Origin of the sequence: Rothia mucilaginosa ATCC 25296 (assembly GCF_000175615.1) — a bacterium.
Lineage (GTDB): Bacteria > Actinomycetota > Actinomycetes > Actinomycetales > Micrococcaceae > Rothia > Rothia mucilaginosa.
In genome coordinates this window covers 143,201-164,422 of sequence record NZ_ACVO01000005.1, presented here as the reverse complement: position 1 = coordinate 164,422, position 21,222 = coordinate 143,201, and the positions used below count along the sequence as shown (strand labels likewise).

The following is a 21,222-nucleotide window of genomic DNA, read 5'->3' as shown; positions in this document are numbered from 1 at the left end:
TTGGTCTAGTCCAGCTTGGGCTTCGCCTAGTCCAGCTCTGGTTTAGGGAGCGCAATCGCGGTGTTCAGCGGCGGGTCAAGCACCTCCACCACGTTCAGGGTGGACGTGACCGGGTGAGCCTCTGTCGGGCGCGGGTAGATGCGGTAGCTTGCCGCCATTTCGGCAATGCCGACCGGGCCGGAGAAGGCACTGCGCGCCTCCGCGCGGGCGATGTCCGGGTCGTTCCACACGGGCAAGTGGGTCAGTAGCAGGTTACGCACGCCCGCCTCCGTGGCGGCTTCGCCGGCGCGTTTGCCGGTCAGGTGAATACCGCGCAGGGCGTCGTCGCGACCCTCCTGGTAGGCTGCCTCGCAGAGGAACAGGTCAGCGCCGCGCGCAGCCTTGACCAGGCCCTCGCACAGGTCGGTATCGCCCGAGTACGAGAACACGGTGTGGCCCTCGCGGTCGTTGCAGGTGATGCGCAGGGCGTACGGGTCCTTCGAGGGGTGAACCACGCGGAACGGCTCCACGCGGAAGGGGCCAATCTGCACGGGCTCACCCTCAGTCCAGGTGTGGTACTCGAACTCGGTGCTCATGCCCGGATCCGGGTCCAGGCCGTGAGTCGCTGAAAGGTACTCGTTAATCGCGGCGGGACCGTACAGCGGAATGCGGCCCTTGGGCCAGCCGCGCGGATCCCACTTGACCGCCACGTGCAGACCGGACAGGTCGATGCAGTGGTCCGGGTGCAGGTGCGAAATCAGAATCGCGTCGATATCGCTCAGATCGATATGGCGCTGGAGCATGCCGAGGGAGCCGTTGCCCATGTCCATGATGATGCGCCAGGTTCGACCCGCGAAGTCCGTGGCGGTGAGCATGTAGCAACTAGCCGGTGAGACGGGGCCGGGAAAGGAGCCCGTGCAACCGATAACGGTTAGACGCATGAGGTGTCGTCCTTAGGGGTGGTGCCAGAAAATTCGGTGCCCGCGACAGTGTGTGCTGCCTCTGCAGGATCTGCCGATTCGTCGAGGGTGATGCTGCGGTGTGCCGCAAGCATTTCGGGGGTGAGTGCCGCCAGCGAGCCGGTCGGGTAGCGTTCCGCCACGGAGCTGGTGTGGCGCACGTTGGTGACCTCGGGGCCGAGGAAGCGGCGTGCTAGCTGCGAGAACGTCTCAGATTCGCCGGTGGCGAGGAATTCGTGGTGCGGGTTTTCCGCGGGGACCGGGCTTTCAATGGCGTGGTTGAGCAGTTCGCGGTACACGTCCTTCGCGGTCTCATCCGCGGAGGAAACCAGGGTGACGTCCTCGCCCATAATGTAGGAAATCACGCCGGCCAGCAGCGGGTAGTGAGTACAGCCAAGCACAAGGGTGTCCACGCCGGCGTCCTTGAGCGGCTGCAGGTACTCGCGGGCGGTCTCCAGCAGCTCGGGGCCGGAGGTAATGCCCTTCTCCACGAACTCCACGAAGCGCGGGCACGCCACCGAGTGCACCTCAAGGTTCGGGGTGATCGCGAAAGTGTCCTCGTAGGCGCGGGAGGTGACGGTCGCCTCCGTCGCAATCACGCCAATCTTGCGGTTGCGGGTTGCGGCGAGCGCACGGCGGGCGGCAGGCTGAATCACCTCGATGACGGGGATGCCGTACTGGCGGGTGTAGCGTTCGCGGGCGTCGCGGAGCACCGCTGCGGAGGCGGTGTTGCAGGCGATGACGAGCATTTTCACGCCAGAGTCGACGAGTTCGTCCATGATGCGCAGGGCGTTGGCGCGTACTTCTGCGATTTTGAGGGGGCCGTAGGGGCCGTGGGCGGTGTCGCCGACGTAGATGATGCGTTCGTGAGGCAGCTGGTCCATGATGGCGCGTGCCACGGTGAGTCCGCCAACGCCGGAGTCGAAGACGCCGATGGGTGCCGCGGCGGTGGGGCCTACGGGCGCGGGGCTTCCCCAGGGGGTGCGGGCACGGTAGGGATTTGTTGCGTCGATGCTGTCACTCATGTGTCACCTACACTTCGTTATCGGTCGGGTACCACGTTCTATGCTAACTCGCTAAGGTTACCCTTTTAGTCCGTTGAGCGGTTAGATGAGTCGAGAACCACCATTATGTGGTTGTATATGACGATAGTTTGAGGGGTAATTCGAAAAATTCGTTCTATTCTTGCTCTTTTTCCCCGCCATTTGCCCCGCCAAATACTCCGCCGGTCGTTTCTTCGTCGTCCAGCCCGTCGAGCATGGCGAGCATGAGCGAGTCCTGAACCCAGGAGACGAAGTTGTACACCACAGCCATGTACTCTTCTTGGGTCTCGATCTCGGAAGGGTCGGTGAACGCCGCAATATCTTCTGCGGTGTCTTCGTCCACAATGTAGAGGCGGTCGGCGAGCACCAGGCGAATATCACCGAGCGCGGCAGCCCAGGCGCGGGCGTGTTCTTCGTTCAGGCGCAGGTCGCTGGATTCAATGTCGAAGGCGAGCATGGCGAGGTTCGCGCGTTTGGTTTCGCGCAGGTCGCGTTCGGTGTAGCGGCGGTATTCGGTGGCGGCCTCGTCGTCGCTGCTTGCGGCGGGGAGCAGGCGTGCTACGGCGCTATCAGCGGGGATGGTAGGGTTTTCGGTGATGCCGACCAGCGCCTCCAGCGGGTCGACGGTGCCGCCGTCGGCGGTGGTATCTGCCGGGCGCAGTAGCGCGCGCACGTCTTCGGCGAGTTCGCGGATCAGGTCGCGTTCGGCGGGTTCGAAGGAGGCGGTGTAGCCTCCGGGGGTGCGGCGGAAGGGTCGCGCCATTAGTTTTCTACTTTCTCGAAGGTTGCCAGCAGACCCCAGGCGTGCATTGCCTGGGTGTGTTTTTCGGCGTCTTCGCGCGAGCCGGTGAAGACGATTGCCTTGCCGTTGTTGTGCACCTGCAGCATGAGCTCTTCTGCGCGGGCGCGGGAGTAGCCAAAATGGCTGCGGAAGACGTAGGACACGTAGGTCATGAGGTTGACGGGGTCGTTCCAGACGATGACTTTCCAGGGGGTGTCTGTGGCGAGGATGTTCTCCAGGGCGGTGTCGAGGTCGGTGTCCTCGAGGGTTCCGGTGGAGAGGGTCACGGCGGTAGTGTTCATTGGTTTCCTTTGCGGCCGGTTCCCTTTGATTATACGGGCGGGTATGTGTTGCCCCTGTGTAGCTCCGGTGTTGCTCCCGCACAGAGTGCTGGTAATTTGTCATACTACAGCACTTAGAGTCAAGAATACTTTATGTAGTGATTGACACGCCGACTCAAGAGGAAAAATACCCTAATCCCCCACTACAATAAACACATGGCTACTACTTCCCTTCTCACCGACCACTACGAACTGACCATGCTCCAGGCGGCACTCGCCTCCGGCGCAGCCAACCGTAAGTGCACCTTCGAAGTCTTCACCCGCCGCCTGCCCGCAGGCCGCCGCTACGGCGTCCTCGCAGGCACCGGCCGATTCCTCGAAGGCCTCGCTAACTTCCGCTTCAACGACGAAGAACTCTCCTTCCTCTCCTCCCGCAACATCGTCAACAAAGAAACCCTCTCCTACCTCGAATCCTTCACCTTCAGCGGCAACATCCGCGGCTACGCAGAAGGCGAAGCGTTCTTCCCCCACTCCCCCGTCATGCAGGTCGAAGGCACCTTCGCCGAAGCATGCGTCCTCGAAACCTACCTGCTGTCCATCCTGAACTTTGACTCCGCCGTGGCGAGCGCCGCCTCCCGCATGAGCGCAGCCGCTGGCAACCGCCCCTGCCTCGAAATGGGTTCGCGCCGCGCCCACGAACGCGCCGCCGTCTCCGCCGCACGCGCCGCCGTGATTGCCGGCTTCGCGGGCACCTCCAACCTGGAGGCTGGCCTGCGCTACGGCCTGCACACCATCGGCACCAGCGCCCACGCGTTCACCCTGCTGCACGACAGCGAACGTGAAGCGTTCGAGGCGCAGCTGCGTTCCCTCGGCGCCCGCACCACCCTGCTCGTCGACACCTACAACGTGGACGAGGCGGTCCGCCTCGGCGTGGAACTCGCGGGCGAAGAGCTTGGCGGCGTGCGCCTGGACTCCGGCGACCTGGTCGCCACCGCGGCACGTGTGCGTGAACTGCTCGACTCGCTCGGCAACACCCACACCAAGATCACCGTCACCAGCGACCTGGACGAGTACGCCATCGCATCCCTGGCGGCAGCACCCGTGGACTCCTACGGCGTGGGCACCAAGCTGGTCACCGGTTCCGGCGCGCCGACCTCCTCCATGGTGTACAAGGTCGTTGAGCGTGAGAACTCCGCCGGTGAAATGCAGCCGGTCGCTAAGGCGTCGGCTGGCAAGGCGTCCATCGGTGGCGCCAAGCGTGCGGCCCGCCGCCTCAACAGCATGGGCATTGCGACCGCCGAGGTTCTGGGCACCCACGAGGACCCGAACCTGCTCGAGGGCACCCGCCCGCTCATGGTGGACTTCGTCCGCAACGGCGAGCTGCTCCCCGGCTTCACCGGTGAGGAAGGTGTGCGCCGCGCAACCGCCCGCCACGTAGCATCCCTGGCTGAGCTTCCCGAAGCTGCCCACCGCCTCTCGGAGGGTGAGCCGATCATTCCGACCGAATTCATCTAAACCACCCTTCTGAGATACTGTTTTTCACCTGGCGAATCAGAGTGAAAACTCATTCCTACTTGTAAAGGACAGACATGTCTAAGGCACTGATTATTGTTGACGTGCAGAACGATTTCTGCGCCGGCGGCGCCCTCGCCACCGAGCGCGGTGCGGACGTTGCCGCACTGATTAGCGAATACGTGGAGAACAACCACCACCGCTACGACGCGATTGTCGCCACCCAGGACTGGCATATCGATCCGGGCTCGCACTTCTCTGACACCCCCGACTACGTTGACTCCTGGCCGGTGCACTGCGTCGCCAAGAGCGAAGGCTCGCAGATTCACGAGAACCTGGACACCGACTACATTGAGGCGTACTTCCGCAAGGGCCGCTTCGAGGCAGCCTACTCGGGTTTTGAGGGTCTTCTCGCCCCCGAGGATGAGGTCGCAACCGGCGAGCACGAGCCTGGTGCGGATGCGTCCGAGGACGGCCCGCAGACTCCCCTGTCGGAGTGGCTGGATGAGCACGGTATCGAGTTCGTCGATGTTGTCGGTATCGCCACCGATTATTGCGTGTCGGCAACCGCTCGCGATGCGGTCGATGCAGGCTACGAGACTCGCGTTCTGGTTGACCTGACCGCGCCCGTGCACGAGGACAAGCTCGACGACGTGGTTGCCGAACTTGAAGATGAGGGCGTCGAGGTGGTTGAGGTTCTCTAACCTCCACTAGCTCTGCCGGTGACTCGCCTTTTCAGGCGGGCGTTGAATACACAGAGGCGGGGAGCCTGGGATGTACATCCCAGGCTCCCCGCCTCTAGCATGCCCATAACCTAGCGTGTCTGCAACCAGCCGAGGTCATAAAACCTCTACGGTTATGTAGCAGATTGAGCCGCTTACTTAAAGCGAACCTCCGCCATGCCGTTCACGCGCACGTTCGGGCCGGCCGGCGCCTCCTTAGTGCCAATGATTGCGCCGTTACGCACGTTCGGCGCCAGGTAGGATCCGCCTGCACCACCGGAGCCGCCGCGTACCCATTCCAGGCCGCAGACCGGGCTAATGGCGTAGCTGGAGCCGGCGTTTCCGGGCGCGAAAAAGCCCGCGAGCACATACACTCGCAGGCTTTTCTACCCCTCAATCTTGAGAGGGCGTTAGACTAACCCTTAGTCTCGCAGAGGTACACCTTGGCCTCGCCATCATGGACGTTAATGCCGGTCCTCATCGCGTTCATAGAGTTAGAGATTTCACCCTCAATAACGCGCGGCGACAGGTACGAACCACCCGCACCACCGGCACCGGAGAACTGCAGGTAGCTCACGCTCTGGCGGATGCCCGCAGGGTTGTTATTCCACTTCTGAATGGTCGTAATAGCAGACAGCGCCAGCGCAGCGCCCGAACCGCCACCGCCGTAGCCGCCGCCACCGCCTCCGGACATTGCGAACTGGTAGCCGTTGAACTCGGCAGCGGTCTCCTCGGCAGAGAATTCGATGCGCTCGCCGCCGGGCAGAGTCAGCACTTCAAGGTTCTTCGGGTCATTATTGTCGAGCTGGTAGCTATAAGCGACAGCACCATTACCGCCCTTAGCCTTAAAGCCGGAGCCGCCCGCGTTACCTGCGGTCGAAGAGCTGTACAGCACCTGGTTATTCTGGCTGTCGTAGCTAAAGATATGGTTGGGGCTACCGGTCGGCACCTCGGGCTTAGCAGCACCCGCTCCACCTGCGCCGTTGTTTCCGCCCTTACCGCCGTCAACAGATACCTTAGTGTTCAGGCTGTGGGTGTAGAACTGGGTGCCCGTGGTGGCGTCTCCACCGCGAGTGCTCAAACCGCTACCCGCAAAGCTGCGAATGGGAGGATCAGTCGGGTGGTAAAAATTCGTCACGCTCGCATCAAGAACAGCGGGGAAATGCTTAGCATGAGGCGCTGAGGTGTAGGAGTAGGTGACGCCGCCGCCACCGCCACCGCCTGCAACAGCGATAACTTCGCCGTCAATCAGCAGTGCCGAGGCGCCGCCGCCGGGGTGTCCATAAACCTCAACGGTACCTTTAGGACCGTCTTCAAGTTCCCTCCAGTTGAGGGCGCCCGGGTAACGTTTGGTCACTTCAGCCACCACTTCGGCAGGCATAGTGAATCGGGGTGCGTCGCCGCCGTCGCCGTAGCCACGACCGCCTCGTCCGGGCCCGTCAGTCGTAAGCCTGCCCCGGCGGTGGTAGTTTCCCCCAGAACCGCCGCCCGCAATGATACGAACCGTCTGTCCCGGCTTCACTTCAACGATTCCGGTGGTTCGGGCGCCCGAGCCGCTTTCGTGGCCGGTGTCGCTGACTCCGCCACCACCAAAAATATCGAAGCGAAGCTTACTCACGTTGGCGGGGACGGTGAATTCCTCTTCTACACGATAGTCACTATATCCCCTCAAGAACTTGTGGGGGCTGTCAGCAAAGACGCAGTCCAGGGATGCAGCGAACGCGGGAACAGCAGCCGAGGTGGCAATGACGGGGGCGGCCCACGCGGCACCCGCAACGACCCTGCGGCGAGAAATGTAAGTAGACATCAATGTCCTTCGGTGTGGTTAGTTCAGGTGCTCGCTCCCCTACCGCGCGCGGGGCGGCAGGCTGTGCCGGGCTGATGCTTCCCCGGAGGCGGGGCTCATCAGGTGCTACACTGCTGCCTCAGCTGTGAAGCGGAAAATGTGGTGCTTCAGGTGTGCGTGGTTGGGAAACGGTGACCTGGTGTTTCTCTATATGTGCACCGCTCATGCACTCAGCACTGCCCTTTTATTCATTCTGGCCGGTGTCTAAGAACGGGGAGGTATCCGTGCCGAAGATTGCGTTCGGTGGTGGATATCGCCTCCTCTTCTACCCTACAGGCATAAGGCTCTAGTTGAGGGTCATCTCTGCTTATGCGACCAAATATTACGAGCACGCGAAAAGCCCCGCGAGCGCATACACACTCGCGGGGCTTCGCATCAGACAAAGACTACCCGTTATAGACGTCTAAATTACTACCAGCCAAGATCACAGAGGTACACTGCCGCGCTACCGTCAGATGCGAACTGATGTCCATCATGGTCGTTGTTAGCGCTGGAAATTTCCCCTTCTATAACATTTGGGGCAAGGTAGGACCCTCCTGCACCTCCAGCACCAGCTATCAATGTATATCCCACACTCTGTCGAATACCCTTCGGGTTGTTATTCCATTTCTGGGCAATCGTAATGCATGACTGTGAGAGGGCAGCACCGGAGCCGCCACCGCCGTAGCCACCGCCACCAGCACCGGACACAATAATCTGCGCGCCGTTAAAGTAGGGGGCTACGTCCTCGTACCCAATCTCGTATCGGTCACCATCGGGGGTTTCAATAACTTCCAAGTTACTCTTCTGGTATCCGTCTTCTGGCTCGTTGTTATCAAGCTGGTAGCTTATAGAAACTACGCCATCTCCACCTTTGCCTTGTAGTCCACCGGTACCAGGATTGCCTGCAGTCGAAGAACTATAAATGACCTGGTTATTCTGACTGCTAAAGCTAAAGACCCTGTTAGGGGTGCCCTTCAACACCGTGGGCTTGATGCCACCGGCACCACCGATGCCGTTGCCTCCACCCTTACCGCCTTCAACGTTTAGGTGAATACGCGAGTCCTGAGCGTAGTACATACGACCGGCCGTGGCATCATCCCCACGTGCTCGTTCAGCTGATCCACCCGCGCTATATGAAGGACCACTCGTGAGGTCTTCCGGACCAATCATACGAACATTTACAGTACCGGGGAAATGGTGCGCGTTAGGTGGGGTGGTATACGTTTTCGCGATGAAAGCTCCGCCTCCGCCGCCACCTGCAACCGCGATGACCTCCCCATTGACGAGAAGAGCAGACGAACCGCCGCCAGGGCAACCGTGAAGTTCGTCCATGGGGAGCTGAGGATTGTAACTGTTATCCCACTGCCCAGCCTCTGCCCAGCGGGATTCGACCTCACGCATAATATCTTGAGGAATTCTTACACTGGGAACACTACCTCCGTCTCCGAAACCTGCCCCACCTTGAATACCATCAAGTCGATATTCGCTGTAATCCTCCTCTTTACCATGTCCATAACCGCGGAGCCCAAACATACCACCGCCGCCCGCGACAACTTCGACAATAGCTGGAGTGTCAAGATCTATGATTCCGGTAACTTTCGCGCCCGATCCCCCTCGAGTGCTCTTTCCGTGAAGTGTGGCCCCAGCGCCGCCAATCAACTCAAATCGAAGCTTTACACCTGAGTAGCGGCGGTGAACGTATTCTTGTTCTTCCACACGGCGGGTATTATCGCCGTTGATAGAGATAAAAGGCGTGTCTGAAAAAGTAGTACATTCAGGAGACGCAGCGTAAGCTGGCACTACTGAAGAGGCCGCAATGACAGGGGTTGCCCAGGCGGCACCCTTCACGACCTTACGGCGAGAAATATGAGACATCACTGTCCTTCAATGGTTGGTGCAACCGTCCCAGTGCGCACTATCCCGGGGCGCGCCATCCTGGGTTGGTTGCATGGTGTTTCTTAAAGTTTTGATGACCCAGCATAGACCTACATGCTGCGCATCAATGGAAAGTTCCCTGAGCCCGGCGACCATGCCGTGTTTTCTAAAGAACTTACCCCCACTAGGCTACACGTTCTATCTCCGCGCTGCCATGATTATCGTGCCGCAAACCCAACATTTTTGCATTTTATGCACACGAAAAGCCCCACGAGCGCGCACACACCCGCGGGGCTTCTCTTTACGTTCTATCCACGTTCTAGCGTCGGCCTACGAACCAGTCCGACAGCTTATCGATACGCGCCTGAATCTGCTCAGCAGAAGCCTGCGCGACCGCCGGGCCGCCACAAATCTTACGCAGCTCATTATGAATCACGCCGTGCGGCTGACCCGAACGAATCGACCACGCCGCCACATTCTTCGCCAACTTATTGCGTAGCTCCTTCAACTGGCGGTGATCCACCACCGAAGGCGCCGCAGTCGCCGGGCGGCGTGCCGCATGCTCACGCTGATGCGCTCGCAACAGCGTACCGACCTGCTCGGCATCCAGCAGACCCGGAATACCCAGGAAGTCCTGCTCCTCCTCACTACCCACGGCAAGGTTGCCGGAGGCGAACTCGGCGCCGTCGAACAGCACACCGTGGAAGGACGCCTCGGAGCCGAGCGCCTCGAACTTGCCGCGTGCCAGCTGCTCGGAGGCGCGTTCCTCGCGGTTTGCTTCTTCGAGGAGGTGATCGTCCAGGCCCTCAACCATGGGGTCGATTTCCTGGGGTGCGCCGCGGTCGAGGGCGTGGTCGCGTTCTACTTCCATATCGTTGGCAAGCATCATCAGCTGCGGCACCGACGGCAGGAACACGGAGGCGGTTTCGCCGCGCTTGCGGGCACGCACGAAACGGCCGATCGCCTGCGCGAAGAACAGCGGAGTGCTGGTGCTGGTGGCGTACACGCCCACGGCGAGGCGGGGCACGTCCACGCCTTCGGACACCATGCGCACGGCGACCATCCAGCGCTGCATGCCTTCACGGAATTCGTCGATTTTTGCGGAGGCTTCACGGTCGTCAGAGAGGATCACGGCGGGGTATTCGCCGGTGATTTTCTGAATCTGTTCGGCGTAGGCTTTGGCGTCCGCGTGGTCGGTTGCGATGACAAGCGCACCGGCGTCGGGCACGGTGCGGCGCACCTCGGTCAGGCGCTTATCGGCCGCCGCGAGTACGGTCGGGATCCATTCGCCGTTGGGGTCGAGGGCGGTTCGCCACGCCTGGGAGGTAATGTCCTTGGTGAAACCTTCGCCGAGGTTTGCCGCCATTTCCTCACCGGCGGAGGTACGCCAACGCATCTGGCCCGAGTACGCCATGAAGATGACCGGGCGCACCACGTGGTCCTTCAGCGCTGGGCCGTAACCGTAAGAGTAATCTGCCTTAGAACGGCGGATTCCGTCATTATCAACCTCGTAGGTGACGAACGGAATCGGGGAGGTGTCCGAACGGAACGGGGTACCGGTCAGCGCCACGCGGCGAGTCGCGTCGTCGAACGCTTCACGCAGGCCGTCACCCCAGGAAAGGGAATCACCGGCGTGGTGAATTTCGTCAAAAATCACGAGGGTTTTCGTTTCCTCGGTGTTGCGGGCGTGCAGCTGCGGCTTATTCGCCACCTGCGCGTAGGTCAGCGCCACACCCTTGTAGTGACGGCTGATGGTCACATCCGCGTTCTTGAAGTTCGGGTCAATGGGAATACCGACCTTCGCGGCGGCGTCTGCCCACTGCTTTTTCAGGTGGTCGGTCGGCGCCACAACAATGAGCTGGCGGACCGTGCCGCGGTTGAATAGTTCCTTCGCGAGGGTGAGCGCGAACGTGGTTTTACCCGCGCCGGGGGTTGCGACTGCCATGAAGTCGCGGGGGTTGGTTTCGAAGTACTTCTGCATGGCTTCTGCCTGCCAGGCACGCAGGCTGACGGAAGTACCCCAGGGGGCGCGGTCGGGGTATGCCGGGGAGAGCTTCGGCTTCACCATACTGTCGAATAGTGTGGGTTCCTCTGCGGGTGCGCTCATTCTCTCCTTCTTCCTCGTCTACCTCTACTGATTCCTTCCGCCGACTCAGCGCAGGGGCGCTTCTCCCCCGTATGGAGGTGGTGGGCACTCTGGTGTTCCTAGCGCTCTGGTGTTCTTAGCCTCTGGCGGTCCGGGCACAGCGAGGTTAAATTCTAGCACCACATCCGCAGGTTGTTGCCGGGCTGTGGTGCAAGAATTTGGTGCTCGTCAGCAAAGTCTCATGAGCGGTGTTGGACCGTTGAGTCTTGTTGCTGCGGCGTGTTATTTATTCGTATTTATTCAGGCGTATTGTCTGAGATGTATTGTCTGAGGCGTGTCGCCTGGCGCGTATTATTCGCCGGAGCCGTTGTCGCCGTCATTGCCGGGTGCGAGGCCTTCGTAGATTTCCTTGCACTGGGGGCAGACGGGGAATTTCTGCGGGTCACGGCCGGGTACCCACATTTTGCCGCAGAGGGCGCGTACGGGTTCACCGGTCAGCGCCGATTCGAGGATCTTTTCCTTGCGTACGTAGTGGGAGAAGCGCTCGTGGTCGCCGGGCTCAGAAAGCTGGGTTTCTTCGCGTTCGAGCAGGGCGGTGCCGCCTGCGGTTCCGGGGCCAAAGGGGTCTTCGATGCCTTCGATCGAGCTCATGTTTCTCCTTGATGATGAGGTGGGATACATAGGGTGAGGGGCGCCGCTGCACGGTTGGGTGATCGGCGCCTTCTCTATTTTAGTAGCAGTTGGGAGGTACTGAGCCCACGGGCGGTCAATATGGAGGCAGGCCACAGCTCAACCATAGACTCTTAGGTATTGCAGTGAGCTTCTTTCCGCTAGAAGTTCAGGGCTAGAAATTCGTGCGGCACAGAAAAGGGGTTCCGCGCCAGGCTTAGTACCTAACACGGAACCCCTCTCGTTTATTCCTGATGTGCTGGAGCTTCGACTCTTGTTAGTTCGCCTGGAAGCGTGCCACACGTTCCAGCATCTTGGAGCTGACCTTGTCGTAGCGGTGGCCGCCCCACGCCACGCCGCCCACGAGCAGTGCAGCACCAATCAGCAGCTGAATCAAGCCACCGTAGACGAGGGTCAGCACATCCTGCGTGCGGAAAATGTACACGACAACAGAGATACCGCCGGGCAGCGCGCTGAGCATCACCAAAACTATAGAGAGCATCAGCAGCAGCTGCTTAGCGAAGCCGTCAGTGTTCTTCGGGTTCTTGAACGGGTTAGCCCCGGGAGGCGCCACGGGCGGACTAATGAAGGTATCCAGTACGCATCCAATACCTGCAGCCGCAGCGAACACGCCCAGCTGGTGCATCAGCACGATGGGGAAAAGTTCCAGGTGTCCATTTGCTACGCAGGCGACGAACACCATCACCACCACGACCGGAACCGTCAGGATGCTGTAGCCCCAGAGACGACCAAGACGGTCGTCAATACCGCGCAGCGGGGAGAGCACGTGCAGGCTGAATGCGGTGTTGTCGTAGGAGACGAGGTAGCACATGTAGTAGCCGGTGAAAATGGTGCAGAAGTACATCCAGAATCCGAAGAGCTGCATAACGCCGCTATTGATAATCTGGTTGGCTTCAGCCGCGTTAACACCGTTGAAATTGACCTGACTTTCGAAGGAGCCTACCGAGCTCAGGAACAGCGGCATGGCCACTGTCAGCATCAGGTAAATCATGGCGGTGCTTGCGGTCAGCATCTGCAGACGGTTGTCTTTCAGGAATGAGTGCAGGGTTCGTGCCGCTACGGCACCGCGAGGAGTTGCGGGGAAGCGAGCGAACAAGCCCAGGTCACCTGCGGCGACTTCAGCTGCGCTCGCGTGGTGGGCGCCACCACCCACATTCGCCATGGAGCGTGCGAGGTTCTTACCCCACAGCCACCATCCACCAACCAGGTAGACGAGGGTCAGAGCCAGGCAGCCAAGGGCTGCACCCATATTGCCGGTCGCCATAAAGTAGGGCACAGCAAAAGCGGAACCGAAGGGGGTCACGCCCAGCCAGGGCAGGTAGGGCAGCACTTCTTCCCAATGATTGGTCAGGTAAATCATCGTTCCACCGAAGATGAAGCCGGCACTCATCAGTAGCATTGCGGCAACGATCATCAGGGTGTTGGCGATGCGCGGGTTATCGTTCAGCACCATGCCCAGGCGGTTGGCGAGACGCGCCCACACCATGAGGTTCGCAAGGCCGAGCACGCAGCAGATGAGGTACACGACCAGCGCGAGCGGCTGCGATATAAACGCGATAGCACCCAGCAGCACGGCAATGATGCTCGCGATGCCGGGGATACCCACGAACCCGCCGAGGAACTGACCCTTCTGCAGGGTGGAGGGCTTGATGGGGAAGAGCACGAATCGGCTCTCATCCAGGGTGCCGTCCAGTCCGCTGAAGAAGATAGGGACGACTGCCCAGGCGAGCGCCACAACGGTGCCCACAAGGAGGGTTCCGAGCTGACCGTATTCGGGGACCTTCGAATTAGCAATCACGTATGTGGAGCCGAGACCGAAGAGCATGCCGCCCGCGTAGAGCGCCGCAAAAATCAAGCCGATGAGCGCCCAGATGCTACGGCGGAAGGAAGCGAGCACATACTGCCACTTTAGTGAGACGAGGTGCCCAACCATGACAATCCTTCCGAGGAGGTGCGGCCGCCGACCAGCTGCACGAATCGTTCTTCAAGGCTCATGCCGGCGCGTACTTCGTCGACGGTTCCGGCGGCGAGAATACGGCCGGAGTCCATGACGGCCACGTGGTCACACAGGCGCTGGACAAGGTCCATCACGTGCGAGGAGATAATGACAGTTCCGCCGGAGGCAACGAAGCCACGCAGAATGTCCTGAATATTAGCGGCGGAAACCGGGTCGACCGCCTCGAAGGGCTCGTCCAGAATCAGCACGGAGGGCGCGTGAACGAGGGCGGCCGCGAGCGCAATCTTCTTTGTCATACCGGCGGAGTAGTCTGCAACGGCGCGGCCCGCAGCGTCGGTCAGGTCCATGGCCACGAGCAGGTCCTTGACGCGGGAGGCGACAGTTTCCTTATCGATTCCGTGCAGGTAGCCGGAGTAGGTGATGAGCTGCTCACCGGTGAGCTTGTCGAAGAGGTGCACACCGTCGGGCAGCACACCCAGGTGTGCTTTCGCCTTGAGCGGTTCGGTCCACATGTCGATGCCTCGCACGTATGCGGTACCTTCGCTGGGCATGAGCATGCCGGTGACCATGGAGATGGTGGTGGTTTTACCGGCACCGTTGCGGCCGACCAGCCCGTAGAAGGATCCGGAGGGGATATCCAGGTTGATGCGGTCGACGGCGACCTTCTGACCGAATGCCTTGGTGAGGCCGCGGATTTCGATGGCGGGGCGGGCGCCAGCGGTCGGTGCGGCCTGCGGGGTGACGGGTAGCTGCGGTGCTACCGATGCGGGAACTACAGCTTCCGGAGCTGCAGGCTCGAGGTTTGTAGCTTCCGGAGCTGCAGATTCGGGGACTCTAGCTTGAGGTACTGCTGCGGCGGGGGTTGCCTCTACTGCGGTCTCTTGTACCGGGTTCTGTTCTGAACCTGGTTCTTGCGGATTCGGGTTCTGGGGAAAGTGACTAGTGTTCATATTTTCACCCTACCACCCCCCCCCATCAGCCAAAATACCTTTTCCTGAAAGATACTCAAAAATGTCATTTGTTCACAGTCCGGGCGTTCAAGACCATTCGCAGAGAAGCCGTTCGCAGGGCGCCCCACAGTGAAGATGCCGCCACCCCGCCGACCCTATGGGTCGAACGAGGCGGCGGCCCGCCCGTGACACATCATCCCGGATATACCGGAGCAAATCTTCCGGAGGGTATCTCTCGTGGAAGTTTCCCCTGCCACACCGGGGAGCCTCTTTAGAACAGCGCCATGGTCAGTGCCGCACGCGCCTTGACGGTGCGTGGGTCAGATGCACCCACCACGTCAAAGAGCTGCACGAGGCGTTCGCGCACGCGCGCCTTATCGTCGGGACCTACCGCGCTGAACAGGCGCAGCAGACGGTTGTACGCGTCCTCCACGTGGCCGCCGACCAGGTCCAGGTCGGCTACGTTGAACGCGGCGTCAATGTTCATGGGGTCTGCCGCGGCGGCCGCACGTTCGGTTGCCATGTCCAGGTCCTTCACGCGGGCGAGCAGTTCAACCTGTTCCAGGCCGAGCTTCGCTTCCTTATCGCCGGGGTTCTCGGTGATTGCCTTGCGGTATGCGGCGCGGGCACCCTCCAGGTCGCCGCGGTCGAGGGCGGCGACAGCTTCTGCGTGCAGGGGCGGCAGGGGCTTTTCATCTTCGGGAACGACCGGGTCGAAGCCGCCGGGCAGCTGGTACTGTGCCGCGAGTTGCAGAACCTGGGAGAGCACATCGCCGAGGTCTTCTGCGCTGACCGGGCCGGTGTAAATCGGTGCCGGGCGGCCCGCCAGAACGGCAACGCCCGCGGGCACGCCGCTCACGCCGAATGCCTGGGCAGCTTCGGGGAGCTTGGTGACGTCCACGGCGGCGCAAATCATGCTACCTGCGGCGGAGTCAACGAGCTTCTGCACGCCTTCGAGCATCTGCAGGGAGGAGGGCGAGTGCGGCGCGTAGAGCGCAAAAATTACGGCACCCTGGCTGGAGAGCTGAACGAACTTCTGGAACTCTTCGGGGGTGTTGACCTCGTAGCGCCAGGTGGGAGCGGAGGGGATCTGCTCGCCGCCCTGTTCGCCAGCAGACTGTGCCGCTGCGTTCTGTGCCCCGGCGTTGGGGTTCAGTTCCATGGCGTTACGTACGGAGGCGGGAATCTCCTGCGCTGCCCCGTTCTGTGCTGCACCACCCTGCGCGACGTTACCCTGTGCCGCGTTCTGGGATGCGCCGCGGTCTGCCGGATCAAAAATAATGCTCATCCTGGGCTCCTTTACGTTCTGTATCTATTGTTGCGTGCGGGCTAGATCCTTCACGCGTTCCTTCCTCTATTATCCCCACAACGCACCGTTGCGAGCGCCCGTTCTCTGTCGCCTACGCTCTGAGCTCATGCCGGGGATAGCGTTTGGGCTATTGCCTGAAACCGCCCCGCAATTATCTCTCCCACATGCGCTCCCCTGTCTTTGGGATTCACCGTTGACGCCGTAACACAGTAAACCAGCCGGTAGAATGGCACAGTAGAGAAAAATACCCGGAATGATCCGGAAAGGAAGAGCATGAGCGAGAAGAAAGCCTCAGCAGCTCACGAAGAGACAACATCGTCCGACGAGCCACGCAAGAAGGAATCCCTCACCGACCAGATAACGGAGACCTTCAGCGAGCTGACCGAAAGCATTAGCCAGGTGCGTTCTAACCGCCGCCGCGCTTCCATGCCTCCTACGGATACTATTCCGGTGGTCCCCGCCGCTTCTGAGGATGCGCCTCCCGCACCGAAGGTGGTCGGCAACGGCAAGACCTCCATGATGCACAACCCGGTTGCTTTTGGTTTCCTCATGACCGTTGGCGTGGGTTTGGCGCTTTTCGCCTACTACATTTTCAATAATGTGGGTGCTTTGGTGGGTTGGGTGACCGGCGCTATTTTCATTGCTCTGGGTCTGGATCCGATTGTGCGCCGCCTGGAGTCGTGGGGCATTAAGCGCGGTATCGGCGTGATTGCTGTGCTTGCTGGTTTTGCTGGCGCCGTGACCGGTTTGGTCATGACGATTGGCCCGGTTATTAGCGAGCAGGCTTCTAAATTTATCCAGTATGCGCCGGGTATTTATCAGAACACGATTGATTCTGATTGGTACCACGAGCTTGATCAGCGCTTTAATATCAGCACCTGGGTGAATGAGAACATCCCGAAGTTCTTGGAGACAACGTTCTCCTCTTCGCAGGTCAATAGCTTCATGTCGAGCCTGGTTTCTGCGGGCTCTACCCTGGCGCAGAGCGTGACCGGCGTGATTATTGTGCTGTTCCTGTCCCTGTACTTCCTCACTTCAATGGACACCATCAAGGCGTGGGGTGTGCGCCTGGCGCCGGCGTCTAAGCGTGTGCGTGTCAAGTACATTACCGACAAGATTACCGAGTCGGTGGGTAACTACGTGATGGGTCAGGCTCTGGTTGCTGTTCTGAATGCTTTTGTGGCGTTCTTTATTATGCTGTTTGTGGGCTTCAGCTTCCCGCAGTTGATGGCTTTGGTCGTCATGATTCTGGCGTTCATTCCGCTGGTTGGTGGCGTGATTGCGCTGATTTTGACCTCACTGATTCTGCTGACCCAGGGCTGGAGCCTTGCGTTGTGGTTTGCGGTGGCGTACTTCCTGTACTTGCAGGTGGAGGCGTACCTGATTTCTCCGCGTATTATGGCTCGCGCTGTATCGGTCCCTGCCGGTGTTGCGATTATTTCGGTGGCTGCCGGTGGCGCGCTCTGGGGCGTGCTGGGCGCGCTGATCGCTATTCCGGCGGCGGCTTCCATGCTGATTCTGGTGCGTGAGGTGTTCATTCCTCGCCAAGACCAGTTATAGTCACCGCCCAACTGTAGTCACCTCCAGCTGTAAACAGTTGTAGGTTCTCTACACTCTCGTTACTCTTCCCGCGGGGCACGCATCGCGTATAGATACGAAGGCGGCGGCTTTGGATGTTCTATCCAAAGCCGCCGCCTTGATATTTTTATGCAGCGTTTTTATGCCGAACCTTTAGAGCTCAGTGATTTCTTCTGCCACCGGGCCGCTGTATTCAGTGGGCAGTTCGGTGGGAACACCGGTCACGATGCTGACCACGGTGTTGAGGACCTGCTGCACGGACTTCTCGCCCACCCACAGGTGCTTGCACCCCTCAAAGGGAATCACCTGAGTGCGCGGTACAGCCGCAAAACGCTCACGCGCCGCCGGAGGCTGCAGGTAGTCGTCGTGCTCGGGCACCAGCGCGTACAGCGGGTTCGAGATCTTGTTCCACTCGTCCAGCTCAGCCGGGTGCACGCGGTGCAGCGGCGGGGAGAGCAGAATAGCGCCGGTGAACTCGTTAGCGTATTCGGGCGCGTACTTGAGCACCAGCTCGGTGCCGAAGGACCAGCCGACCAGCCAGGGGTTCGGCAGGGCGCGCTCGCGTACAAACTTCAGGATTGCGTCGAAGTCCTTCTTCTCGGCAAAGCCGCCGTCAAAGACGCCTTCGCTGGTGCCGCGAATCGAGGAGGTACCGCGAGTGTTGAAACGCAGTACCGCGATGTTCGACAGCGCCGGCAGGCGGAAGGACGCCTTCTTGTATACGTGCGAGTCCATGTAGCCGCCGTGGGTGGGCAGCGGGTGGAAGGTCACCAGGGTTGCCTTGATTTCGCCTTCGGGCAGGGCGAGTTCACCGACGAGGCGCTTGCCGTCCGCGGTGGTGACGGTGAAGTTCTCGCGGCGTGCCGGAAGCACAGTACGTGCCTTAATGGGGGTGGGCTCAGCGGCGGTGCTGAAGACGTAGCGGGCGGGGTCGAATTCCTGCTCGCGGGTGATATCGGCGGTGTTGCTCATTGCGTTCCTTCAAGAAATGGATTCGAGAATGTGGTCTTGGTCAAAAATGTGGTCTTAGGCTGCACCTCAAGTGCAGTGTTCAGCCTATTTACGGCGGGTGCGCCAGCAATGCTGATGCCAGTGCCTGCGCTCGTCGATGGCGCGGCTACGGCCCATCGTGTGGCTTTCTTGCCACACCACCAGGTGTGCTGTTCTGGGCTGAATCGGGCGGTAGCATTCGGGGCAGGTGTAGGTTTTTTGGGCGTTGACGGCGGGAATGTATTGCACCAGCCAGTCACCGTATCGGTCACGTTCCAATCGGGGCGCAGGGTCGAGAATCCTGCTGATATCACGCCCTGCGGGTGCTTGACGGTGCCACTTATCGCTGGTGGTGCCGGATGCTCGCCTGCCGGGATGATTCTTACGTGCCATGAGCCCTATTCTACCGCGCCACTACCCATTCCAGTTTTAAAGGTTATACCAGGGTCTCGTCTAAAGGAGCATACTCGGTGAGGATAGCCTCATATGTATTGCCGTAAAGATTGCAAGAATCCATAACGTAAAAACAGCGCGAAAAATTTTTATCAAAAATATAGGCGTGCTCGTAGAAATTAATAGAATCCACGTCTTCTAAATCGTGCTGGATCTCGCTGCTGAGAGCAGTGAAGACAGGCAACTGAAGACCGTCATACACATAATGCCGCAGCACATAAAGCATTTGGTGAGGAAAAAGCTCACCCAGCCGGTGGGGGCGAACCAGCTGAGGCTGGCCGCTTTCGCATCCGAATGGTCGCTTATACGAGAAACTTACTGTATTTTCGTTTGAGCTATTAGGTGTTGAGCAGAGCATATGTCCTCTGAAAAAGACACGGATAAGACGCTGCACTACTTTTTCCGCCTCAGTTGCTTCTAATGGCTGACCATACGCAAAATCTTTCATAGCCTGCACTTTCTGATTGTTTCAAGTATTCGGTTTTTCTCACCGGGCTATCAGCGGCAAAGAAACAACGCTGCCCCCGCATACACTATAAAATATACTCATGTATCACCCACATCATGATGAGCGCACCTAGGAGAATGCCGCATGGAAGCTATTCTTGATCACTGGGTTGGAAACCGCAGCGAGGATACAGAGCACACCATCGCATCAACGGGGGAACTGCTGGCCTTACTGAAACGTCTGGGCACCAACCACCACACCCTGCTCAGCCTGTATCATCCCAGTAAAGACCCCGATAACAACCACCTCATGATCGGCGGAGGTCCCCAACGGTATGTACTCACCGGATGTGAAGAGGGCACCATTCTAAACGTCAGAAACCCACAGATGAGTGACACAGCAACAGTTAAGATACTGGTGGGTGGGCAGCTGAGCCTCTTCACGGAACACGAATTAGTGACTCAAGAGCAGGCTTTTGAGTGTGCGGTACAGTATTTCAAGACTGGGTGTATCTCCCACGTGGGCCTACCCTACACATGGGAGAGACTATAAATAACCAACCCGCAGACGGCGTGTGCACAATGACCCACTACTGGTAAAGTGGACGGATGCGTATTGTCATTGCTGAATGCTCCGTAGATTATGAGGGCCGCCTCCGCGCCCACCTGCCCCGCGCTACCCGCCTGCTGATGGTCAAGAATGACGGCTCCGTCCTCATTCACTCCGACGGCGGTTCCTACAAGCCTCTGAACTGGATGAGCCCTCCCTGTTCCCTGCTGGTGGCTGAGCGTGAGGACGTTCCGCAGAGCATCCGTGAGGACCTGGAATCCGATGTTCAGCAGCTGTGGACCGTTCAGGCAGCTAAGAGCGATGACCGCCTCATGATTCGTATCTACAAGATCGAGCACGAGCACGCCACCGACCTGGGTGTTGATCCCGGCCTCATCAAGGACGGTGTGGAGGCTGACCTGCAGCGTCTGCTCGCCGAGCAGATCCACACTCTCGGTGAGGGCTATTCGCTGGTACGCCGCGAGTACCCGACCGCTATCGGTCCGGTAGACATCATGGCGAAGGATGCGCACGGCGTCTCCGTGGCGGTCGAGCTCAAGCGTGTGGGCGATATTGACGGTGTGGAGCAGCTGACCCGGTACCTGGAGCTACTCAACCGTGACCCCCTGCTGGCACCGGTGCGCGGCGTGTTTGCGGCGCAGACGATTAAGCCGCAGGCTCGTACCCTAGCTGAGGACCGCGGTATCCGCTGCGTGAGCCTGGACTACGACGCGATGCGCGGCGTGGACGATTCAGCTGACCGTCTGTTCTAAACGGCTCTAGCTAGGCGGCTATAGATAGCTTGAGGGGCGCCTCCCGATACATGGGAGGCGCCCCTTTTCTGCGTATACCGATCTTTCTGCGCACACGACCTGCCCCCCCGGATACACCAATCGCCGGTGCCCCTCCCCTTTCAGGGAAGAACACCGGCGAGGTGTACACAGTGGTCAATTCCCTTTGCGGGGAACCGGCTTTAGATCTCTGCGTGCTTTGCAGCGATGGTCACGTGATCGTTCGAGACGGTCAAGAAACCTGCGTTGAGGATGGTCTTAATGGGCTCACCCTCAACAGGTTCAATGAGCAGCTCGCCGTCCTGTGCCAGCAGCGTGCAGGTGGGGATCATACCCGGCAGGATGCCGAGGTCACCGCTGACGGAGCGTGCACGAACGTACTTCGCTTCGCCAGTCCACACGACGCGTTCGCGGGAAACAACTTCAACTTTCAGAGCCATG

General features: G+C 59.9%; 21 protein-coding genes. 5 read left to right on the top strand and 16 right to left on the bottom strand.

What is annotated here, in order from left to right:
- Positions 1 to 26 precede the first annotated feature (26 nt).
- The 4 genes from ROTMU0001_RS01860 to clpS all read right to left on the bottom strand — a co-directional run bounded on the left by ROTMU0001_RS01860 (position 27) and on the right by clpS (position 3,064).
- Positions 27 to 920 carry an MBL fold metallo-hydrolase gene (locus ROTMU0001_RS01860; protein WP_005507828.1) on the bottom strand — a complete coding sequence of 298 codons (894 nt, stop codon included), beginning with the start codon at positions 918 to 920 and terminating at the stop codon, positions 27 to 29.
- Entirely contained in the window at positions 911 to 1,963 is a 1,053-nt protein-coding gene (murI, locus tag ROTMU0001_RS01855) for a glutamate racemase (RefSeq protein WP_005507827.1), read from the bottom strand. Before murI ends, ROTMU0001_RS01860 begins: the two co-directional genes overlap by 10 nt.
- A gap of 154 nt (positions 1,964 to 2,117) precedes the next feature.
- Positions 2,118 to 2,744 carry a DUF2017 domain-containing protein gene (locus ROTMU0001_RS01850; RefSeq protein ID WP_005507826.1) on the bottom strand — a complete coding sequence of 209 codons (627 nt, stop codon included), beginning with the start codon at positions 2,742 to 2,744 and terminating at the stop codon, positions 2,118 to 2,120.
- Positions 2,744 to 3,064: an ATP-dependent Clp protease adapter ClpS gene (gene clpS / locus ROTMU0001_RS01845; protein ID WP_005507825.1), complete on the bottom strand. Its 321-nt coding sequence runs from the start codon at positions 3,062 to 3,064 to the stop codon at positions 2,744 to 2,746. The genes ROTMU0001_RS01850 and clpS overlap by 1 nt, the downstream gene beginning before the upstream one ends.
- A 195-nt stretch (positions 3,065 to 3,259) precedes the next feature.
- Between clpS and ROTMU0001_RS01840 the strand changes: the two genes are divergently transcribed.
- Positions 3,260 to 4,558 carry a nicotinate phosphoribosyltransferase gene (locus ROTMU0001_RS01840; protein ID WP_005507824.1) on the top strand — a complete coding sequence of 433 codons (1,299 nt, stop codon included), beginning with the start codon at positions 3,260 to 3,262 and terminating at the stop codon, positions 4,556 to 4,558.
- A gap of 74 nt (positions 4,559 to 4,632) precedes the next feature.
- Complete coding sequence (locus tag ROTMU0001_RS01835; protein ID WP_005507823.1) at positions 4,633 to 5,259, top strand: isochorismatase family protein; 627 nt, start codon at positions 4,633 to 4,635, stop codon at positions 5,257 to 5,259.
- Positions 5,260 to 5,432: 173 nt separating this feature from the next.
- Here ROTMU0001_RS01835 and ROTMU0001_RS01830 read toward each other — a convergent pair whose 3' ends face one another.
- The 8 genes from ROTMU0001_RS01830 to ROTMU0001_RS01795 form a co-directional block, all read right to left on the bottom strand.
- Positions 5,433 to 5,645 (bottom strand): hypothetical protein, encoded by a 213-nt coding sequence (locus ROTMU0001_RS01830; RefSeq protein ID WP_155115029.1) that lies wholly within the window; start codon positions 5,643 to 5,645, stop codon positions 5,433 to 5,435.
- 47 nt (positions 5,646 to 5,692) lie between these two features.
- Positions 5,693 to 7,084, bottom strand: a complete 1,392-nt coding sequence (locus ROTMU0001_RS01825; RefSeq protein ID WP_005507822.1) for a hypothetical protein — start codon at positions 7,082 to 7,084, stop codon at positions 5,693 to 5,695.
- 450 nt (positions 7,085 to 7,534) lie between these two features.
- On the bottom strand, positions 7,535 to 8,980 hold the full coding sequence (locus ROTMU0001_RS09000) for a hypothetical protein (RefSeq protein WP_005507821.1): 1,446 nt from the start codon (positions 8,978 to 8,980) through the stop codon (positions 7,535 to 7,537).
- A gap of 319 nt (positions 8,981 to 9,299) precedes the next feature.
- Positions 9,300 to 11,087: a DEAD/DEAH box helicase gene (locus ROTMU0001_RS01815; RefSeq protein WP_005507820.1), complete on the bottom strand. Its 1,788-nt coding sequence runs from the start codon at positions 11,085 to 11,087 to the stop codon at positions 9,300 to 9,302.
- A gap of 330 nt (positions 11,088 to 11,417) precedes the next feature.
- Positions 11,418 to 11,717, bottom strand: coding sequence for a DUF3039 domain-containing protein (locus ROTMU0001_RS01810; protein ID WP_005506434.1), 300 nt, complete (start codon positions 11,715 to 11,717; stop codon positions 11,418 to 11,420).
- Positions 11,718 to 12,012: 295 nt separating this feature from the next.
- Complete coding sequence (locus ROTMU0001_RS01805) at positions 12,013 to 13,689, bottom strand: hypothetical protein (protein WP_005507819.1); 1,677 nt, start codon at positions 13,687 to 13,689, stop codon at positions 12,013 to 12,015.
- Positions 13,665 to 14,663, bottom strand: a complete 999-nt coding sequence (locus tag ROTMU0001_RS01800; RefSeq protein ID WP_005507818.1) for an ABC transporter ATP-binding protein — start codon at positions 14,661 to 14,663, stop codon at positions 13,665 to 13,667. Before ROTMU0001_RS01800 ends, ROTMU0001_RS01805 begins: the two co-directional genes overlap by 25 nt.
- Positions 14,664 to 14,934: 271 nt before the next feature.
- On the bottom strand, positions 14,935 to 15,951 hold the full coding sequence (locus ROTMU0001_RS01795; RefSeq protein WP_005507817.1) for a co-chaperone YbbN: 1,017 nt from the start codon (positions 15,949 to 15,951) through the stop codon (positions 14,935 to 14,937).
- Positions 15,952 to 16,245: 294 nt separating this feature from the next.
- On the opposite strand from ROTMU0001_RS01795, the gene ROTMU0001_RS01790 reads away from it, so the two are divergent.
- Complete coding sequence (locus ROTMU0001_RS01790; RefSeq protein ID WP_005506447.1) at positions 16,246 to 17,532, top strand: AI-2E family transporter; 1,287 nt, start codon at positions 16,246 to 16,248, stop codon at positions 17,530 to 17,532.
- A 171-nt stretch (positions 17,533 to 17,703) separates the two neighbouring features.
- Here the strand turns inward: ROTMU0001_RS01790 and ROTMU0001_RS01785 are convergent, their stop codons facing one another.
- The 3 genes from ROTMU0001_RS01785 to ROTMU0001_RS01780 all read right to left on the bottom strand — a co-directional run bounded on the left by ROTMU0001_RS01785 (position 17,704) and on the right by ROTMU0001_RS01780 (position 19,441).
- Positions 17,704 to 18,522 (bottom strand): alpha/beta hydrolase, encoded by an 819-nt coding sequence (locus ROTMU0001_RS01785; RefSeq protein ID WP_005507816.1) that lies wholly within the window; start codon positions 18,520 to 18,522, stop codon positions 17,704 to 17,706.
- Positions 18,523 to 18,606: 84 nt separating this feature from the next.
- Entirely contained in the window at positions 18,607 to 18,933 is a 327-nt protein-coding gene (locus tag ROTMU0001_RS08995) for an ATP/GTP-binding protein (protein WP_080548151.1), read from the bottom strand.
- Between the two features lie 43 nt (positions 18,934 to 18,976).
- Complete coding sequence (locus ROTMU0001_RS01780) at positions 18,977 to 19,441, bottom strand: hypothetical protein (RefSeq protein WP_044142118.1); 465 nt, start codon at positions 19,439 to 19,441, stop codon at positions 18,977 to 18,979.
- A gap of 144 nt (positions 19,442 to 19,585) precedes the next feature.
- Here ROTMU0001_RS01780 and ROTMU0001_RS01775 point away from each other — a divergent pair, with 144 nt between their 5' ends.
- Positions 19,586 to 19,993, top strand: coding sequence for a hypothetical protein (locus ROTMU0001_RS01775; protein WP_044142111.1), 408 nt, complete (start codon positions 19,586 to 19,588; stop codon positions 19,991 to 19,993).
- Positions 19,994 to 20,049: 56 nt separating this feature from the next.
- Positions 20,050 to 20,763: an endonuclease NucS gene (gene nucS, locus ROTMU0001_RS01770; RefSeq protein WP_005506450.1), complete on the top strand. Its 714-nt coding sequence runs from the start codon at positions 20,050 to 20,052 to the stop codon at positions 20,761 to 20,763.
- Between the two features lie 200 nt (positions 20,764 to 20,963).
- Here the strand turns inward: nucS and ROTMU0001_RS01765 are convergent, their stop codons facing one another.
- Positions 20,964 to 21,221, bottom strand: a complete 258-nt coding sequence (locus ROTMU0001_RS01765; protein ID WP_005507812.1) for a hypothetical protein — start codon at positions 21,219 to 21,221, stop codon at positions 20,964 to 20,966.
- Between the last annotated feature and the right edge of the window lies 1 nt (position 21,222).

Excerpts from the sequence above, each read along its gene's own strand:
- murI (WP_005507827.1), bottom strand. The coding sequence starts at position 1,963 with ATGAGTGACAGCATCGACGCAACAAATCCCTACCGTGCCCGCACCCCC.
- ROTMU0001_RS08995 (WP_080548151.1), bottom strand. The coding sequence starts at position 18,933 with ATGGCACGTAAGAATCATCCCGGCAGGCGAGCATCCGGCACCACCAGC.
- nucS (WP_005506450.1), top strand. The coding sequence starts at position 20,050 with ATGCGTATTGTCATTGCTGAATGCTCCGTAGATTATGAGGGCCGCCTC.
- ROTMU0001_RS01860 (WP_005507828.1), bottom strand. The coding sequence starts at position 920 with ATGCGTCTAACCGTTATCGGTTGCACGGGCTCCTTTCCCGGCCCCGTC.
- ROTMU0001_RS01840 (WP_005507824.1), top strand. The coding sequence starts at position 3,260 with ATGGCTACTACTTCCCTTCTCACCGACCACTACGAACTGACCATGCTC.
- ROTMU0001_RS01790 (WP_005506447.1), top strand. The coding sequence starts at position 16,246 with ATGAGCGAGAAGAAAGCCTCAGCAGCTCACGAAGAGACAACATCGTCC.
- clpS (WP_005507825.1), bottom strand. The coding sequence starts at position 3,064 with ATGAACACTACCGCCGTGACCCTCTCCACCGGAACCCTCGAGGACACC.
- ROTMU0001_RS01775 (WP_044142111.1), top strand. The coding sequence starts at position 19,586 with ATGGAAGCTATTCTTGATCACTGGGTTGGAAACCGCAGCGAGGATACA.
- ROTMU0001_RS01815 (WP_005507820.1), bottom strand. The coding sequence starts at position 11,087 with ATGAGCGCACCCGCAGAGGAACCCACACTATTCGACAGTATGGTGAAG.
- ROTMU0001_RS09000 (WP_005507821.1), bottom strand. The coding sequence starts at position 8,980 with ATGTCTCATATTTCTCGCCGTAAGGTCGTGAAGGGTGCCGCCTGGGCA.
- ROTMU0001_RS01795 (WP_005507817.1), bottom strand. The coding sequence starts at position 15,951 with ATGAGCATTATTTTTGATCCGGCAGACCGCGGCGCATCCCAGAACGCG.
- ROTMU0001_RS01850 (WP_005507826.1), bottom strand. The coding sequence starts at position 2,744 with ATGGCGCGACCCTTCCGCCGCACCCCCGGAGGCTACACCGCCTCCTTC.
- ROTMU0001_RS01810 (WP_005506434.1), bottom strand. The coding sequence starts at position 11,717 with ATGAGCTCGATCGAAGGCATCGAAGACCCCTTTGGCCCCGGAACCGCA.
- ROTMU0001_RS01765 (WP_005507812.1), bottom strand. The coding sequence starts at position 21,221 with ATGGCTCTGAAAGTTGAAGTTGTTTCCCGCGAACGCGTCGTGTGGACT.
- ROTMU0001_RS01785 (WP_005507816.1), bottom strand. The coding sequence starts at position 18,522 with ATGAGCAACACCGCCGATATCACCCGCGAGCAGGAATTCGACCCCGCC.
- ROTMU0001_RS01800 (WP_005507818.1), bottom strand. The coding sequence starts at position 14,663 with ATGAACACTAGTCACTTTCCCCAGAACCCGAATCCGCAAGAACCAGGT.
- ROTMU0001_RS01825 (WP_005507822.1), bottom strand. The coding sequence starts at position 7,084 with ATGTCTACTTACATTTCTCGCCGCAGGGTCGTTGCGGGTGCCGCGTGG.
- ROTMU0001_RS01780 (WP_044142118.1), bottom strand. The coding sequence starts at position 19,441 with ATGAAAGATTTTGCGTATGGTCAGCCATTAGAAGCAACTGAGGCGGAA.
- ROTMU0001_RS01835 (WP_005507823.1), top strand. The coding sequence starts at position 4,633 with ATGTCTAAGGCACTGATTATTGTTGACGTGCAGAACGATTTCTGCGCC.
- ROTMU0001_RS01805 (WP_005507819.1), bottom strand. The coding sequence starts at position 13,689 with ATGGTTGGGCACCTCGTCTCACTAAAGTGGCAGTATGTGCTCGCTTCC.